The 15070-nt window shown below is 62.4% G+C and carries 14 protein-coding genes; 2 read left to right on the top strand and 12 right to left on the bottom strand.

Annotated elements, in window-relative coordinates; translation table 11 throughout:
- Window positions 1-118 precede the first annotated feature (118 nt).
- The 4 genes from guaD to xdhA all read right to left on the bottom strand — a co-directional run bounded on the left by guaD (window position 119) and on the right by xdhA (window position 6394).
- Complete coding sequence (guaD, locus tag AN401_RS01775) at window positions 119-1426, bottom strand: guanine deaminase (protein WP_094039622.1); 1308 nt, start codon at window positions 1424-1426, stop codon at window positions 119-121.
- Window positions 1427-1455: 29 nt separating this feature from the next.
- Entirely contained in the window at window positions 1456-2274 is an 819-nt protein-coding gene (gene xdhC / locus AN401_RS01770; protein WP_096778380.1) for a xanthine dehydrogenase accessory protein XdhC, read from the bottom strand.
- A gap of 279 nt (window positions 2275-2553) precedes the next feature.
- On the bottom strand, window positions 2554-4956 hold the full coding sequence (gene xdhB / locus AN401_RS01765) for a xanthine dehydrogenase molybdopterin binding subunit (protein ID WP_096778379.1): 2403 nt from the start codon (window positions 4954-4956) through the stop codon (window positions 2554-2556).
- Entirely contained in the window at window positions 4949-6394 is a 1446-nt protein-coding gene (xdhA, locus tag AN401_RS01760; protein WP_096778378.1) for a xanthine dehydrogenase small subunit, read from the bottom strand. Before xdhA ends, xdhB begins: the two co-directional genes overlap by 8 nt.
- Window positions 6395-6638: 244 nt before the next feature.
- On the opposite strand from xdhA, the gene AN401_RS01755 reads away from it, so the two are divergent.
- Complete coding sequence (locus tag AN401_RS01755) at window positions 6639-8042, top strand: MFS transporter (protein WP_096778377.1); 1404 nt, start codon at window positions 6639-6641, stop codon at window positions 8040-8042.
- On the opposite strand, the gene AN401_RS01750 is transcribed toward AN401_RS01755, so the two are convergent.
- Both AN401_RS01750 and AN401_RS01745 read right to left on the bottom strand, forming a co-directional pair.
- Entirely contained in the window at window positions 8039-8659 is a 621-nt protein-coding gene (locus tag AN401_RS01750; protein ID WP_096778376.1) for a TetR/AcrR family transcriptional regulator, read from the bottom strand. The two genes, AN401_RS01755 and AN401_RS01750, sit on opposite strands and share 4 nt — an antisense overlap.
- A gap of 169 nt (window positions 8660-8828) precedes the next feature.
- Entirely contained in the window at window positions 8829-9260 is a 432-nt protein-coding gene (locus tag AN401_RS01745) for a GlcG/HbpS family heme-binding protein (protein WP_096778375.1), read from the bottom strand.
- 237 nt (window positions 9261-9497) lie between these two features.
- Between AN401_RS01745 and AN401_RS01740 the strand changes: the two genes are divergently transcribed.
- Window positions 9498-10070, top strand: a complete 573-nt coding sequence (locus AN401_RS01740; protein WP_096778374.1) for a superinfection exclusion B family protein — start codon at window positions 9498-9500, stop codon at window positions 10068-10070.
- An 81-nt stretch (window positions 10071-10151) separates the two neighbouring features.
- Here AN401_RS01740 and AN401_RS01735 read toward each other — a convergent pair whose 3' ends face one another.
- The 6 genes from AN401_RS01735 to tuf all read right to left on the bottom strand — a co-directional run bounded on the left by AN401_RS01735 (window position 10152) and on the right by tuf (window position 15019).
- Window positions 10152-10613: a methylglyoxal synthase gene (locus tag AN401_RS01735; RefSeq protein ID WP_096778373.1), complete on the bottom strand. Its 462-nt coding sequence runs from the start codon at window positions 10611-10613 to the stop codon at window positions 10152-10154.
- Between the two features lie 119 nt (window positions 10614-10732).
- A complete protein-coding gene (bfr, locus tag AN401_RS01730) occupies window positions 10733-11209 on the bottom strand; it encodes a bacterioferritin (protein WP_094039631.1) in 477 nt (158 codons plus the stop codon).
- A gap of 68 nt (window positions 11210-11277) precedes the next feature.
- Complete coding sequence (locus tag AN401_RS01725) at window positions 11278-11469, bottom strand: bacterioferritin-associated ferredoxin (RefSeq protein WP_094039632.1); 192 nt, start codon at window positions 11467-11469, stop codon at window positions 11278-11280.
- 82 nt (window positions 11470-11551) lie between these two features.
- Window positions 11552-13258, bottom strand: coding sequence for a SulP family inorganic anion transporter (locus tag AN401_RS01720; protein ID WP_096778372.1), 1707 nt, complete (start codon window positions 13256-13258; stop codon window positions 11552-11554).
- 3 nt (window positions 13259-13261) lie between these two features.
- Window positions 13262-13687 (bottom strand): TIGR01244 family sulfur transferase, encoded by a 426-nt coding sequence (locus tag AN401_RS01715; protein WP_094039634.1) that lies wholly within the window; start codon window positions 13685-13687, stop codon window positions 13262-13264.
- Between the two features lie 147 nt (window positions 13688-13834).
- The gene (gene tuf, locus AN401_RS01710; RefSeq protein WP_096778336.1) at window positions 13835-15019 is read right to left on the bottom strand and encodes an elongation factor Tu; all 1185 of its coding nucleotides are present in this window, start codon (window positions 15017-15019) and stop codon (window positions 13835-13837) included.
- Between the last annotated feature and the right edge of the window lie 51 nt (window positions 15020-15070).

The raw sequence follows: 15070 nt of genomic DNA, 5'->3' as shown, positions 1-15070 counted from the left end.
TACAATCTTACTGGGTTTTTGCCGATTCGACAGCCGGAATATCAAAGTCTGTGACTGAACACAAAAAACGCCCTTGACGGGCGTTTATCGGATATTCTGCAATGCAGGACGTCGCCGGCTAGTGATCACGCCGATAACGGCACTCGCCGTAAATATACGTTTGTGCGATGGCCCTGTCATCTCCGAGCATCATCAGCACGAAGAGTTGCTCGAACAGATTGTGTGCATTGTTCATCCGCGCCTGCATCAGCGGGGTGGCGTGCAGGTCCAGCACCAGGAAGTCCGCCTCCTTGCCCACCGCCAGGTTGCCCACCTTGTCTTCCAGCCGCAGCGAGCGGGCGCCGCCCAGGGTGGCGAGATAGAGCGCCTTGAGCGGATGCAGCTTGTGCCGGCGCAGTTGCTGGATCTTATAGGCCTCGTTGATGGTCTGCAGCATGGAAAAGCTGGTACCGGCCCCCACGTCGGTGCCCAGGCCGACCCGGATCCCCCGCTGCTCGGCACCGGGCAGGTCGAACAGGCCGGAACCCAGGAAGAGGTTGGAGGTGGGGCAGAAGGAGATCACCGAATCGGTTTCCCCCATGCGTGCCGCTTCCTCCTGCTCCAGGTGCACCGCATGGGCGAACACGGAGCGATCCCCCAGCAGGCCGAAGTGATCGTACACGTCCAGGTAGCCTTTCTGCTCCGGGAACAGGGACTTGACCCATTCGATCTCCTGCTGGTTTTCGGACAGGTGGGTCTGCATATAGACGTCGTCGTATTCCGCCAGCAGCTTGCCGGCCAGCGCCAGCTGCTCGGCGGTGCTGGTGGGCGCAAAGCGCGGCGTCACCGCATAGAGCTGGCGGCCTTTTTTATGCCAGCGCTCGATCAGCTCCTTGCTGTCGGCGTAACCGGACTCAGGCGTGTCGAGCAGGTAGTCGGGGGCGTGCCGATCCATCATCACCTTGCCGGCGATCATGCGCATGTTACGCGCGTGGGAGGCGGTGAAGAAGGCATCCACCGACGCCTTGTGCACGGTGCCGAACACCATGGCGGTGGTGGTGCCGTTGCGCAGCAGCTCGTCCAGGAACAGCTCGGCCACCCGGGCGCCGTGGGCCTGGTCGACGAACTTGCGCTCTTCCGGGAAGGTGTAGTTGTTGAGCCAGTCGAGCAGTTGCTCGCCATAGGAGGCGATCATCTCGGTCTGGGGAAAGTGGATATGGGTGTCGATAAAACCCGAGGTGATCAGCCGGTTTTCAAACCGGGTGATGTCGAGCCCGGCGGGCTGGCGCGCCAGCACCTCGTCGGCCGGGCCTATATCCCGGACGCGACCGTCGGCCACCACCAGGACGCCGTCCGGGTAGTAGGCATGGCTGGCCTCCAGGCCGACCTGGGCCGGATCGCCCAGGCTGTGCAAAATAGCGGCACGATACGCCTTTGGCTGCGTCATGGTCGTGCGTCTCCTTCCATCGATAATACTTAAAGCGTGTGGGCGGCGGCGGGGGCCGCCGCTGTCATGGGTACCGGTTCGGCCTGGTAGGCGGCGATCAACTGGCCGGCCACCGACACCGCGATTTCCGCCGGATGCTTGCCGGCCACTTCGGCCAGGCCGATGGGGCAGATCATCCGGGCCAGGGCCGCGTCATCGAAGCCCCGCTCCTGCAGCCGGTAGTCGAAGCGCTTGCGTTTGGTGCGCGAGCCGATCACCCCGAAGTAGCGGGCGTCGTTACGCTTGAGAATACGGGCGCACAGCTCCAGATCGAGCTGGTGGTTGTGGGTCATCACCAGGTAGAAGCTGCCGGCGGGCTGGTCGTCGACCTCGTCCACCGGATCCTCGCTCACCACCCGGGTGACACCGGCGGGCAGCTCGGCGGGAAACTCCTCGGCCCGCTCGTCTATCCAGGTGATGCGAAACGGCAGGGTCGCCACTATGTGCACCAGCGCCTTGGCCACATGGCCGGCGCCGAACAATACCAGGTGATGGCGGGGCCGTACCACCGGCTCCAGCATGATGGTGGCCATGCCGCCGCAGCACTGCCCCAAGCTGGCGCCCAGGTTGAAGCGCTCGACCTTCATCTGCTGCTCGCCCCGGGCCAGCATGTCCCGGGCCAGCTCCAGCGCCTTGTATTCGAGGTGGCCGCCACCTATGGTGGCATGGCAGCCCTGTTCGGTCACCAGCATCTTGGTGCCGCTGTCCCGCGGGGTGGAGCCCTTGTGCTCCACCACCGTCACCAGCACACAGGGTTCCCCCTTCTGTTCCAGCTCGGCCAGCGCCTGAATCCAGTTATCCTTGAACATAGCTTACTCCTCGAAGACGATGGTTCCGTCTCAAACACCCGGGGTTCCTGGCAAGTCGGCCAAAGGCCGCCTCACTGTCCCGGCATCGCCCGCTGGCAAGCCACCAGCAATGTCGAGTCCTGAAAAAGGCAAACAGAGCCGCCTCAGCCGACCGTCACATGCCAGGGATGGCATGTGCCGAGCGATACAGGGATGTACTTGAAGCGTGTCGGGGGAGGCGACTCTGTTTGCCGCACCCCCGCACACAGCTGACAGCCATCCTGGTGGCTGCCCCTGCCCTTACTTGATCAACACATCCTCGACCCGGGTGGCGATCTCGTCCTGCTCCACCAGCGCCTGCATCTGCTCCACGCCCCACAGCACCCGTTCCGGGGTGGCCGGCGCGTCGATGTGCGGGTAGCGGCGGTAGCCGGACACGCTGGCCACGGCGTCTTTCAGCGCACACCACACCGACATGCCGAGCATAAAGGGCGGCTCGCCCACGGCCTTGGAGTGGAATACCGTGTCTTCCGGGTTCTTGCGGTTTTCCACCAGCTTGACCCGGAAGTCGATGGGCATGTCCGCCACCGCCGGGATCTTGTAGCCCGCCGGACCGTTGGTCATCAGCCGGCCCTGGTCGTTCCACACCAGCTCCTCGGTGGTCAGCCAGCCCACGCCCTGGATAAAGGCGCCTTCCACCTGGCCGATGTCGATGGCCGGGTTGAGGGAGTCACCCACGTCGTGCAGTATGTCGGCACGCAGTATCTTGTACTCGCCGGTCAGGGTGTCCACCACCACTTCGGCACAGGCGGCGCCGTAGGCGAAGTAGTAGAAGGGACGACCGGAGCCGGTGGCGTGGTCGTAGTAGATCTTCGGCGTCTTGTAGAAGCCGGTGCTGGAGAGCGACACCTGGTTGAAATAGGCCAGTTGCACGAATTCCGGAAACGACAGCAGCTGCTGGCGGATCTGCACGAAGTTGTTCTTGAACACCACGTCCTCGGGGCTGACCTTGAAGTGGCCCGCCGCCCAGTCGATCAGGCGCTGCTTGATGGTCTGGGCCGCGTTCTGGGCCGCCTTGCCGTTCAGATCGGTGCCGCTCGAGGCCGCCGTCGGCGAGGTATTGGGCACCTTGTCGGTGTTGGTGGCGGTGATCTGGATGCGATCCACGTCCACCTGGAACTCTTCCGCCACTATCTGGGCCACCTTGGTGTTGAGGCCCTGGCCCATTTCGGTGCCGCCGTGGTTGAGGTGGATGCTGCCGTCGGTATAGATGTGGATCAGCGCCCCCGCCTGGTTGAGGAAGGTGGCGGTGAAGGAAATACCGAACTTCACCGGGGTGATGGCGATGCCCTTCTTGAGGATGGGGCTGCGGGCGTTGAACGCCTTGATTTCCTCGCGCCGCTTGCCGTACTCGGCCGACTGCTCCAGATCCGCCACCATCTCGTGGATGATGTTGTGCTCCACGGTCTGGTGGTAGTGGGTGACGTTGCGCTCATCCTTGCCGTAGAAGTTGACCTTGCGGATCTCCAGCGGATCCTTGCCAAGCTTGGAGGCGATCTCGTCCATCACGTGCTCGATGGTCATCATGCCCTGGGGGCCGCCGAACCCGCGGTAGGCGGTGTTGGAGGCGGTATTGGTCTTGCAGCGGTGGCCGATGACGGTGGCGTCGCCCAGGTAGTAGGCGTTGTCCGAGTGGAACATGGCCCTGTCCACGATGGACGAGGACAGATCCGGCGAGTAGCCGCAGTTGCCGGCCACCACGATTTCCGCCGCCTCGATACGGCCGTTGTCGTCGAAGCCTACCTTGTACTGGTTGAAGAAGGGATGACGCTTGCCGGTCATCATCATGTCTTCGACCCGCGGCAGGCGCATCTTGGCCGGGCGGCCGGTGAGCCGGGCCACCACGGCGGCCATGCAGGCCGGGCCCGCGGCCTGGGTTTCCTTGCCGCCGAAGCCGCCGCCCATACGGCGCATGTCGATGACGACCTTGTTCATGGGCACGCCCAGGACGCTGGCCACCAGCTTCTGCACCTCGGTCGGGTTCTGGCTGGAGGTGAACACCAGCATGCCGCCGTCTTCGGTGGGCACCACCGAGCTGATTTGGGTTTCCAGGTAGAAGTGTTCCTGGCCGCCGATGTGCAGGCTGCCCTCGATCACGTGCTTGGCCTGCTTGAGTCCGGCGGCGGAGTCGCCGCGCTGCTGCTTGTGGCTCTCGGTCACGAACAGCTCTTTTGCCAGCGCTTCTTCCACCGACAGCACCGCCGGCAGCTCTTCATATTCCACGATGGCGGCCATGGCCGCCTTGCGGGCGGTCTCGAGATCGTTGGCTGCCACCGCCAGCACCGGCTGGCCGTAGTATTCCACCTTGCCATCGGCCAGGAGGGGATCCCCCGCCAGCACCGGGCCTATGTCCAGCTCGCCGGGCACGTCCTGGGCGGTAATGGCGATGGCCACGCCGGGAAACTGGTAGCAGGGGCTCACATCCAGTTTGGTGATGCGGGCGTGAGCCTTGTCGGACAGCCGGGCATACACATGCAACTGATTGGGGAACTCCAGCCGATCGTCGATGTACTGGGCCTCGCCGGCCACCTGCTTGGCGGCGCTGTCGTGGGGCACGCTCTTGCCCACGCCGGTCTGCAGGTCCTGTTTGATCCTTTCCATCATTTCGTCGATGGTGAGCGTGTTCAGCGGTTTGTTAGACATAAGACGTCACCCTGGTTTCCAGTTTCAGATCCTGTTGCTCGATAAAGAACTTGTAGAGCAGGTTTGCCGCCGTCTTGGCGCGGTATTCCTTGCTGGCGCGGAAGTCGGACAGGGGCTGGAAGTCGCCGTCCAGGGCCTTCATCGCCGCCTTGACGGTGGCGTGGTTCCAGTCCTGGCCCACCAGCGCCTGCTCACAGGCCGCAGCCCGCTTGGGCGTGGCCGCCATGCCGCCGAAGCCGATGCGGGCCTCGGTCACCTTGCCGTTTTCTATGGTCAGGTTGAAGGCGCCGCACACCGCGGAAATATCGTCGTCTATCCGTTTGGACAGCTTGTACACCTTGAAGTGCTGGTTGGCCGCGGGCTTGGGCACTATCACCTTCTCAATGAACTCGCCTTCTTCCTGGGCGGTCACCTTGTAGCTCAGGAAGTACTCCTCGATGGGCAGCTCGCGCACCCGCTCGCCCTTGCGCAACACCAGGCGGGCATTGAGCGCGATCAGCACCGGCGGGGCGTCGCCGATGGGCGAGGCGTTGCCGATGTTGCCGCCCAGGGTGCCCTGGTTGCGGATCTGCAGGGAGGCGAAACGGTGCAGCAGCTCGCCGAAGTCCGGGTAGCTGCGGCTCAGGGCATCGTAGCTGTCGCTCAGGGTGCGGGCGGCGCCGATCACCAGCTGCTCGTCGGTTTCTTCCAGCTGCTTCATGTCGGCCACGTTGCCCACATAGATCATCTTGGGCAGTTCCCGGTGGAACTGGGTGACTTCCAGCGCCAGATCGGTACCGCCGGCCAGCAGCCGGGCGTCCGGATGCTGTTCCAGCAGGGTCGCCAGTTCGGCGCTGGAGGTGGGCGAGAAGCACACCTTGTCGTCCCCTTCCAGGGTCACCAGGGTGTCGGTCTCGATCTGCGCCAGCCTGGCCACCACTTCGGCCTCGTAGCGGGAGAAGTCATCGGCCAGCTGCGGCTGCTCGGCGATGGCCTTGGCCGCATCGACGATGGGCCGGTAGCCGGTGCAGCGGCACAGGTTGCCGGCCAGGGCCTCGAGGATGTCGTGCTTGTCGGCCGCGGGCTTGTTCTTGCTCAGGGCGAACATGGACATGATAAAGCCCGGGGTGCAGAAACCGCACTGGGAGCCGTGGAAGTCCACCATGGCCTGCTGCACCGGGTGCAGGCGGCCGTCCTTCGACTTGAGATCCTCCACGGTGATCAACTGCTTGCCGTGCAGCGCCGACACGAAGGTCAGGCAGGAGTTGACCGAGCGATAGCTGATCCGGTCTCCTTCACGCTCCCCCAGCACCACGGTACAGGCGCCGCAGTCACCGGACGCACATCCTTCCTTGGTGCCGGTCTTAGCCGCGCGGGTACGCAGATAATTCAACACCGTCATATTTGGCGAAAGGTCCTTCTCCTCCCGCAACTCCTGGTTAAGTAGGAACTTAATCAAGGTTTGCCTCCTTCAGCGAATACGCTGCACATTGCCGACCAACAGAATGGTAGTATCTTTACCTGTAATTAAAATAAAAAACTGACTCCTGAGTCAACAAATATTTCACAGCCAAGTAACCGTTTTGTTGCCGGCATGTATTAAGCGATTGCTGCCACAAGCAATTTACTCAACACTTGTGTACGTTGATGGCGGCAATTTTTTCTGTCTTTTGTGTTAAGTGTAGCGGGAGCAAAGCCAAACGATGACTCGAGACCTTCACCACGCCGAACGCCGGCGCGTACAGCAGGTTTTTCTCGGCGTGGCCCTGGCCATCATGCTGGGCGCCCTGGAAATCACCCTGCTGATGCCGGCGCTCTCCACCCTGGGGCGGGCTTTCGCGGCACCGGAGCTGGCCCCGCTGCTGGTGAGCAGTTACCTCTTCGCCATGACCCTCAGCATGCCGGTCTACGGCCGGCTGAGCGACCGCTTCGGCCGCCGCCCCTGTCTGGCCATGGCCCTCGCGCTCTTTACCCTGGGCTCGCTCGCCAGCAGCCTGGTCGACACCCTGCCGGCCCTGCTCGCTACCCGGCTGCTGACCGGCGCCGGTGGCGGCGGCCTGATCGCCCTGTCCTTCGCGGTGATCGCCGATGTGATACCGCCACGCCAGGTGGGCCGCTACCAGGGCTATATTTCCGCCATCTTCGCCATCTCCAGCGTGGCCGGACCCCTGCTCGGCGCCCTGATCATCGGCCTGTTCGACTGGCGCTGGCTGTTTATCTTCAAGGTGCCGCTGGGGCTGCTGGCGCTGGGGCTCAACCACTGGGCATTGAAGGATCTGGGCCACCAGGGCGCCAAAGGAAAACAGGACGGTGTCGGCATCCTGCTGCTGCTACTGACGGGGGCCGGCTGGGGACTGGCGGCCAATGTCCCCCTGATCGCACCGGCGCTGGCCGGCTACCAGCCCCTCTTGCTGGGGCTGGCCGCCCTGCTCAGCCTGGTACTGGTCTGGCACCAGTGGCGACACCCGGGCCCGGTACTGCCCCTGCGTTTCCTGAAGGAGCGGCTGTTCGGCATCGCCGTGCTGCTGCTGGCCCTGTCGGAGGCCATCCGGCTGGCGCTGCTGGTCTATGTGCCGCTGGGGCTGGAGCAGCAACTGGCGATGACGCCCGCCCAAACCAGCCAGGTACTGTTATGGTTTATCCTGAGCGTGACCCTGGGCACCTTTGTCAGCGGCAAGCGCATTGCCCGCCAGGGATTCTGCCGGCCTTTCCCCTTGCTGGGCGGAGTCACACTGGGTCTGGGCTGTGGTGGCTTGTGGTGGGTATTCCAGGGGCAGGAGCCGGGGTTATGGCTCTATCCGGCGCTGATCCTGGCCGGGGTGGGCATCGGCTTTCTGATCGTGGCCTGCTCCATCGCGGTGCAGAACGCCCTGCCCGCCCACCAACTAGGCTCGGGGCTGGCGCTGATGAACTTTATCCGTTCCCTGGGCGGCACTCTGGGGGTGGCCCTGCTCGGCTGGCAGTACCAGGGCAACGGTGGCGGCGACTGGATCATGCCGGTATTCCTGGCCCTGTCCAGTTATGCCCTGCTCTGCCTGGTGCTGGGGTGGTGGATGCCCGATGCCAGCCTGGCGGACACCGCCAAGAACGATCCCGCCCGGCCCTAGCCCTCCGTCAGGGATTTCACCCGGCAGCCGTCGATCACCAGCCGGGTGATCACCTCCGCCGCCTGGTCGAAGTCGCCGTCGTCCAGCTCTTCCTTGCCCAGGGCCATGGTGATCTGCCAGTTGAAGTCGGCATAGGTCTGGGTGGAGGCCCAGATGGCGAACAGCAGATGATGGCCGTTGACCGGCGCCATCAGCCCCTGCCCCACCCAGTCGTTCAGCTTGGCGCTCAGGGTGCGGGTCTGCTCGCTCAGGCGGGCGATGATGTCCTCCGGCAGGTGGGGAGCGCCGTGCATGATCTCGCTGGCGAAGACCTTGGAGGCATAGGGGTAGTCCCGGGAGATCAGCAACTTGGCCTTGATATAGGCGGTCAGGGCCTTCACCGGATCCCGGTACTCGATAAAGGGAGCCGACGCCGCCAGCAGCGGCTCGGTCACGCTCTCCAGCACCGCCCGATAGAGCTTTTCCTTGCTGCCGAAGTAGTAGTAGATATTGGGTTTGGGCAGTTGAGCCAGTTCGGCGATATCGGCGGTCTTGGTGGCGGCATAGCCGTTTTCGGCAAAGATCCGGCTGGCGGCACGGATGATCTTTTCTTCGTTCTTGACTCTGATCCGGGACATACGGGGTTTCAGGCTCCAGGCCATTGGAATGGAAGTTTATTTTTGCTAACCATACCGGAATCCCGTGAAAATGAGTAAAAAAAAGCGCCCACCGAAGCGGGCGCGTAAAAATGAGTAACCAAGGTTACCCCTCGACCAAAACAACAAGTTACTGCACAACGCTGCCAGACTAGCCGCAATCCGCGATCAGTTCGGCCAATGTGATTCCCGCGACCGCACAAGCCTCGTCCACGTCCGACTGATCACCGCTGATGCCGACGGCACCCAGCAGGCGGTTGGCCGCGTCCCGGATCAGCACGCCGCCGGGCACAGGCACAATATTACCCTGGGCCAGCACGTTGACCGCCGACATAAAGGCCGGTCGGGCCGCGGCCATTTCCGCCAGACCGCGGGAACTGCGCCCCAGGGCGATGGCGCCCCAGGCCTTGCCGACGGCGATATCCGGCCGCAGCAGGCTGGAACCGTCCTGGCGCTGCAAGGACACCAGCCGGCCAGCATTATCCAGCACGGCAACGGTCAGGGGCGCAGTGCCCACTTCCATCCCGTGCTGCAAGGCACCACGCGTGATCGTCAGTGCCTGCTCTAGTGTAACTGTACTCATTACCTGGACTCCCTGTCAGCTGTAACAATGGCGACAAATTGAGTACCAATAAAACACAAAACAGGCACAATGTTAAGATCATTTGTATACATTTAATGTAAAAATAAATTTTTGGCTACCTATCCGATACACAAATGAAACTAAAACGGTTCTCTGTGGCTGTGCGCCCATACAATGGCACAGCAATTGCTTTAGCCGGGGACAGGTTGGACACGCCCCGGGACTGTGGAGACAAGCATGCTGGATTTACGAGAGGTTTCGCCGCTTAACTGGTTTATGTGCTGGTTGTTGCTGAGCTGCACCCTGGTGACCCTGTTGCCGGACAGCCTGTTCGCCGGCGCCTTCGGACTCTGGCTGGCCGATTATCGCCTGCTGTTCGTGCTGGGGATGGTGGTCTCGGCCTCCTACTTTCTCGCCCATGGCGCCATACTGCTGTTTCAGCACGTGTTTTATCGCAAGCAGCGACTGGTGCGACAGAAACTGCTGAAGGAAGTGCTGGATTATCTGGATGCGGGCGAGAAGGCGGTGCTGCGGGAGTTCGTGATCCAACGCAAGAGTGTCATAAAACTGCCGGTTACCGAGCCGGCCGTCAAAAATCTGTTGGAGCAGGGCATCCTCACCTACGCCTACGGTGAGCCCGTCGAGCCCGGGTTCAGCGCCATCAAGCCGCTGATGATCACCCTGGAAGCCCGCCCCCTGCTCACCTTCAAGGTCCTGGGACTCAACCCCGCCAACATGACCGAAGAGCAGAAGAACCAGATCCTCAATACCAGGCCCAAATACGCCTACAAGCAGTTGGGCCGGAACTGAGCCTCCCGGCTACGGCCGGAGCGCTCAGGCTTACCTGGACAGACAACGCCACTACCCGGTCAGGCGGACAAAGGGAGTGGCTCAGCCGGCCGTCCTTTCTTTCAGGTAGCCGTCATAGTCCGGAATGCGGATACTGAAGTCCCGGCTCATCTGGACACTGTCCATCAGCATGTCGGCGGTGGCGATGTTGGTCGCCACCGGGATATTCCATACCGTGGCCAGGCGCAACAGGGCCTTGACGTCCGGGTCGTGGGGCACGGCGTTGAGCGGATCCCAGAAGAAGATCAGCACGTCAATCTTGCCCTCGGCGATCATGGCGCCCAGTTGCTGATCCCCGCCCATGGGGCCGGACATCAGGCAGCGCACCGGCAGCCCGACCTTGCGGCTGAGCATGGTGCCCGTGGTGCCGGTGGCGTACAGGTGGTGCAGCTTCAGCTCTTCGGCCCGGCTGGCCACCCACTCCAGCAGCTGCTCTTTCATATGGTCGTGGGCCACCAGCGCGACATTCTTGTGGGGAGGCAGGGTTCTGTGAGTATTTTTCATCGCTATCGACATCCTTGCTAAAGTCTGGGTCCATAGTATCCAAAGCCGGGGCGGATGAGCAGTCCCAAAACGGAAAAAGCCCCGGGCGGGGCTTTTTCCGTTTTGAGCGGGAGCGGAACTCAGTCGTCGTCCACCAGCTGGGCCTGCAGATAATTCTGGATACCCACCTTGTCGATAAGTCCAAGCTGGGTCTCGAGCCAGTCCACGTGCTCTTCCTCGTTTTCCAGGATCTCGTTGAACAGATCCCGGCTGACGTAATCCCGCACCGATTCCGCATAGCCGATGGCTTCCTTGAGATCGGGGATGGCGTCCAGCTCCAGGGACAGATCGGCCTTGATCATCTCCTCGGTCTCCTCGCCGATACGCAGCCGGCCGAGATCCTGCAGGTTGGGAACGCCTTCGAGGAAGAGGATACGTTCGACCAGGAGATCCGCATGTTTCATCTCTTCGATGGACTCGTGATATTCCTTGTCGGCCAGATGATGCAATCCCCAGTCCTTGTACATCCTGGCGTGAAGGAAATACTGGTTGATGGCAACCAGCTCGTTGCCCAGCACCTTGTTGAGGTAGGAAATAATCTTGGGATCCCCTTTCATCGAACCGGACTCCAGTCAGTGTGAAGTCTTCTAAACGTAGTTCAGGGGCTGAAATTGATAAAGCGGTCTCAGGCGACTTCGTAATAGAGCGCGGTCTTGGCGTTTTCTTCCGCCAGTATGGCCATGGCCACCGGGATGCACTTGCCGCACTGGGAACCCACGCCCAGCTCGCGCTTCAGTTGCTTGAACTCGGTGTTACCTTCGGCAATGGCCTGTTTAAGCTGACGCTCGGTAATACCCTTGCACAAACACACGTACATAAGAAAAGTCCTCCGCCTGGATGGAACAAATCTAAATGATAGTGGTTATCAATGCAAGTTATTCCTTGCCGAAAAAAACGGCTCAGATCACATATTCCGGCTGGGTGGTCAGCCCGTTCCAGGCCTGGTACATGGTCAGGAAGACCCGCCCGTTCAGCCGGTCGAGAAAAGAACTCTGCCGCAGCCTGTCCATCACCGGCCCCTTGACCTCGGCCAGGTGGAAGCCGATGCCGGCCAGTTGCAACCGGTCGTTGATCATCTGCAGGCTGTCCAGGGCGGAAGCATCGATGCGATTGACAGCACTGCACTGCAACACCAGGTGTCGCACCTCGGGCCGCAGGCTCACCAGGGTGGCGACGATGTCTTCCAACTGGCCGGCATTGGCGAAGTAGAGGCTCTCGTCCACCCGCAGGCAGAGCAGGCTCTGGTCCAGCTCCACCTGGTGGCGCAGCCGGTTGCGGAAATGCTCGGTGCCGGCGATAAGGCCGACCTCGGCCCAGTGCGGCTTGTAACTGTGGTAGAGATGCAGCAGCAGGGAGGCCGCGATACCGGCCAGCAACCCCAGCTCGACGTTGACCGCCAGGGTCACCAGAAAGGTCAGCCCCAGGGCGACAAAGTCGGTACGGGAGTAGTGCCAGGTATGGAGAAACTGGCGCCAGTCCAGCAGCCCCAGCACGGCCACCACTATGGTGGCGGCCAGCACCGCCTTGGGCAGGACACCGAGCCAGGGGGCCAGCCAGAGTCCGGCCAGCGCTATGCCGACGGCGGTGTAGATGCCGGCCGCCGGGGTCTGGGCCCCGGCATCGAAATTGACCACGGAGCGGGCGAAACCGCCGGTAACCGGCATGCCGCCGGACAGGCCGGCGGCGATGTTGGAAACCCCCAGCCCGATCAGCTCCTGGTTGGCGGAGATCCGCTGGCGACGTTTGGCCGCCAGGGTCTGCCCCACCGAGACCGACTCCACAAAGCCCACCAGGGACAGCAGCAACGAGGGCACGATCAGCGCCTGCCAGGGCAAGGCAGACCACTGCGGCCAGCTCCAGGCAGGCAGTCCCGACGGCACTTCGCCCACCAGGGCAACACCCAGGGCACCCAAATCGAGCCCCCACGACAACAGCATGGCCACCATCACCAGCAAGGCCGGCGTCAGCCGCACCAGGGATGCAGCCAGCCCCTCGTCCACGCCCAGGCGCAACAGCATGCCCTTAAGCCGGTAACGGGACCAGAGCAGCAACGTCAGGCTGGCCACCGAAATCACCACAGTGGCCAGGGTAATGGCATCCCACTGCCGTACCAGGGAGCCCAGGGCCTGCAACTGATGCCCCTCCAGCCTCACCCCCAGCAGCGGGCCCAGCTGGCTGAGGGTGATCAGCAGGGCCGAGGCGCTGATAAAGCCGGACATCACCGGATGGCTGATAAAGTGGGCGACAAAACCCAGCCGCAGCAGCCCGAACAACAGCAGCCAGCCGCCACTCATCAAGGCCAGGGCCAGGGCACCATCCAGGTAGTGCACACCCTCGAGTTGCAGTTGTCCCAGGGTGGCGGCCGTCATCAGCGACAGCACCGCCACCGGTCCGACCGAGAGGGTACGGCTCGAGCCGAACAGGCCATAGGCCACCAGCGGCAATATGCTGGCATAGAGTCCCGCCTCCGGCGGCAATCCGGCCAACATGGCGTAGGCCAGCGACTGGGGGATCAGCATCAGGGTGACGATCAGCGCCGCCCCCAGATCCTGGGCCAGGGTCGGCTTGTCGTAATGGCGGAACCAGCCGAGCAGGGGCAAGGACACGGCTCAGCCCCTGAAGCGGGCGTCGAACAGCGGCGCCATCGGCGACAGGTCGTATCCGGCCCGGGCGGCGGCGGCAATCAGTTCCGCCGCCGTCTGCCGGGAGGACTGGGCCAGGGCCCAGAGGGTGACGGAACGGGTACCACTGCGGCAGAAGGCCAGCACCGGCTGCTCGGTGGCGGCCAGGGCCAGCTCGAAGGCCCGGATGGCGTCCGGGGTAAAGTTGCCGGAAGAGATAGGGATCCAATGCCACTCGAAACCCAGCTCCCGCGCCCGGGCCGCCAGTGCCTCGGCCGCCGGCTGCCCTTGCACCTCGCCATCGGGCCTGTTGCAGATCAGGGTCCGGAAGCCGCGGGCCCTCAGCAGGGGCAAATCTTCTTCGGTGATCTGATCCGCCACCGCGAAGGTGGCATTAACCTGTCTGATATCCATAGTCTAGCCTCGTTGCAGGCCATGCCGGCCGGGAGTCGCCATCGGCAACACATTAAATTAGAGTATTCTAATAATAAGTTGACGTACAGCCCCTGAAACGCAAAAAGGAGGCCGAAGCCTCCTTTTTTAGCGATTGCCGGATCCCGATTACTCGATGATCTTGGCAACAACGCCGGCGCCAACGGTGCGGCCGCCTTCACGGATGGCGAAGCGCAGACCGTCTTCCATCGCGATGGGAGCGATCAGGGTCACGACCATCTTGATGTTGTCGCCAGGCATTACCATCTCAACGCCTTCCGGCAGTTCGATGGTGCCGGTCACGTCGGTGGTACGGAAGTAGAACTGCGGACGGTAGCCCTTGAAGAACGGGGTGTGACGACCACCTTCTTCCTTGGACAGTACGTACACTTCGGACTCGAACTTGGTGTGCGGCTTGATGGAGCCGGGCTTGGCCAGAACCTGACCACGCTCAACTTCTTCACGCTTGGTACCACGCAGCAGGGCACCGATGTTCTCGCCGGCACGGCCTTCGTCCAGCAGCTTGCGGAACATTTCCACGCCGGTACAAGTGGTGGTGATGGTGTCTTTGATACCAACGATTTCGATGGTGTCACCCACTTTCACGATACCACGCTCAACACGGCCGGTAACCACGGTGCCACGACCCTGGATGGAGAACACGTCTTCGATCGGCATCAGGAAGGCACCGTCGATGGCACGCTCGGGCTCGGGGATGTAGGTGTCCAGGGCGTTGGCCAGCTCCAGGATCTTCTCTTCCCACTGGGGGTCACCTTCCAGGCCTTTCAGGGCGGAACCCTGGATAACCGGAATGTCGTCGCCCGGGAAGTCGTACTCGGACAGCAGCTCGCGCACTTCCATTTCTACCAGCTCGAGCAGCTCTTCGTCGTCAACCATGTCACACTTGTTCATGAACACGACGATGTAGGGTACGCCTACCTGGCGGGCCAGCAGGATGTGCTCACGGGTTTGCGGCATGGGGCCGTCGGTGGCAGCAACCACCAGGATGGCGCCGTCCATCTGGGCCGCACCGGTGATCATGTTTTTCACGTAGTCGGCGTGGCCGGGGCAGTCAACGTGCGCGTAGTGACGGATTTCGGTGTCATACTCGACGTGGGAAGCGGCGATGGTGATACCACGGGCTTTTTCTTCCGGAGCGTTGTCGATCTGGTCGAAGGCACGGGCGGCGCCGCCGAATTTCTTGGCCAGCACGTTGGTGATGGCAGCAGTCAGAGTGGTTTTACCATGGTCAACGTGGCCGATGGTACCGACGTTGACGTGCGGTTTTGTACGTTCAAATTTTTCTTTAGACACGACCTAGTCCTTCCTAGTTTGATCCCACCCGCAGGGCGGGTGGGGAGTTAA

This window comes from Zobellella denitrificans (assembly GCF_002407485.1).
Classification (GTDB): domain Bacteria; phylum Pseudomonadota; class Gammaproteobacteria; order Enterobacterales; family Aeromonadaceae; genus Oceanimonas; species Oceanimonas denitrificans.
The sequence above is the reverse complement of the archived record's forward strand: the minus strand, read 5'-3'. Positions and strand labels throughout refer to the sequence as shown.

Coding starts and splice junctions, on each gene's coding strand:
- guaD (WP_094039622.1), bottom strand. CDS start 1,426: ATGACGCAGCCAAAGGCGTATCGTGCCGCTATTTTGCACAGCCTGGGC.
- xdhC (WP_096778380.1), bottom strand. CDS start 2,274: ATGTTCAAGGATAACTGGATTCAGGCGCTGGCCGAGCTGGAACAGAAG.
- xdhB (WP_096778379.1), bottom strand. CDS start 4,956: ATGTCTAACAAACCGCTGAACACGCTCACCATCGACGAAATGATGGAA.
- AN401_RS01755 (WP_096778377.1), top strand. CDS start 6,639: ATGACTCGAGACCTTCACCACGCCGAACGCCGGCGCGTACAGCAGGTT.
- AN401_RS01750 (WP_096778376.1), bottom strand. CDS start 8,659: ATGTCCCGGATCAGAGTCAAGAACGAAGAAAAGATCATCCGTGCCGCC.
- AN401_RS01745 (WP_096778375.1), bottom strand. CDS start 9,260: ATGAGTACAGTTACACTAGAGCAGGCACTGACGATCACGCGTGGTGCC.
- AN401_RS01740 (WP_096778374.1), top strand. CDS start 9,498: ATGCTGGATTTACGAGAGGTTTCGCCGCTTAACTGGTTTATGTGCTGG.
- AN401_RS01735 (WP_096778373.1), bottom strand. CDS start 10,613: ATGAAAAATACTCACAGAACCCTGCCTCCCCACAAGAATGTCGCGCTG.
- bfr (WP_094039631.1), bottom strand. CDS start 11,209: ATGAAAGGGGATCCCAAGATTATTTCCTACCTCAACAAGGTGCTGGGC.
- AN401_RS01725 (WP_094039632.1), bottom strand. CDS start 11,469: ATGTACGTGTGTTTGTGCAAGGGTATTACCGAGCGTCAGCTTAAACAG.
- AN401_RS01715 (WP_094039634.1), bottom strand. CDS start 13,687: ATGGATATCAGACAGGTTAATGCCACCTTCGCGGTGGCGGATCAGATC.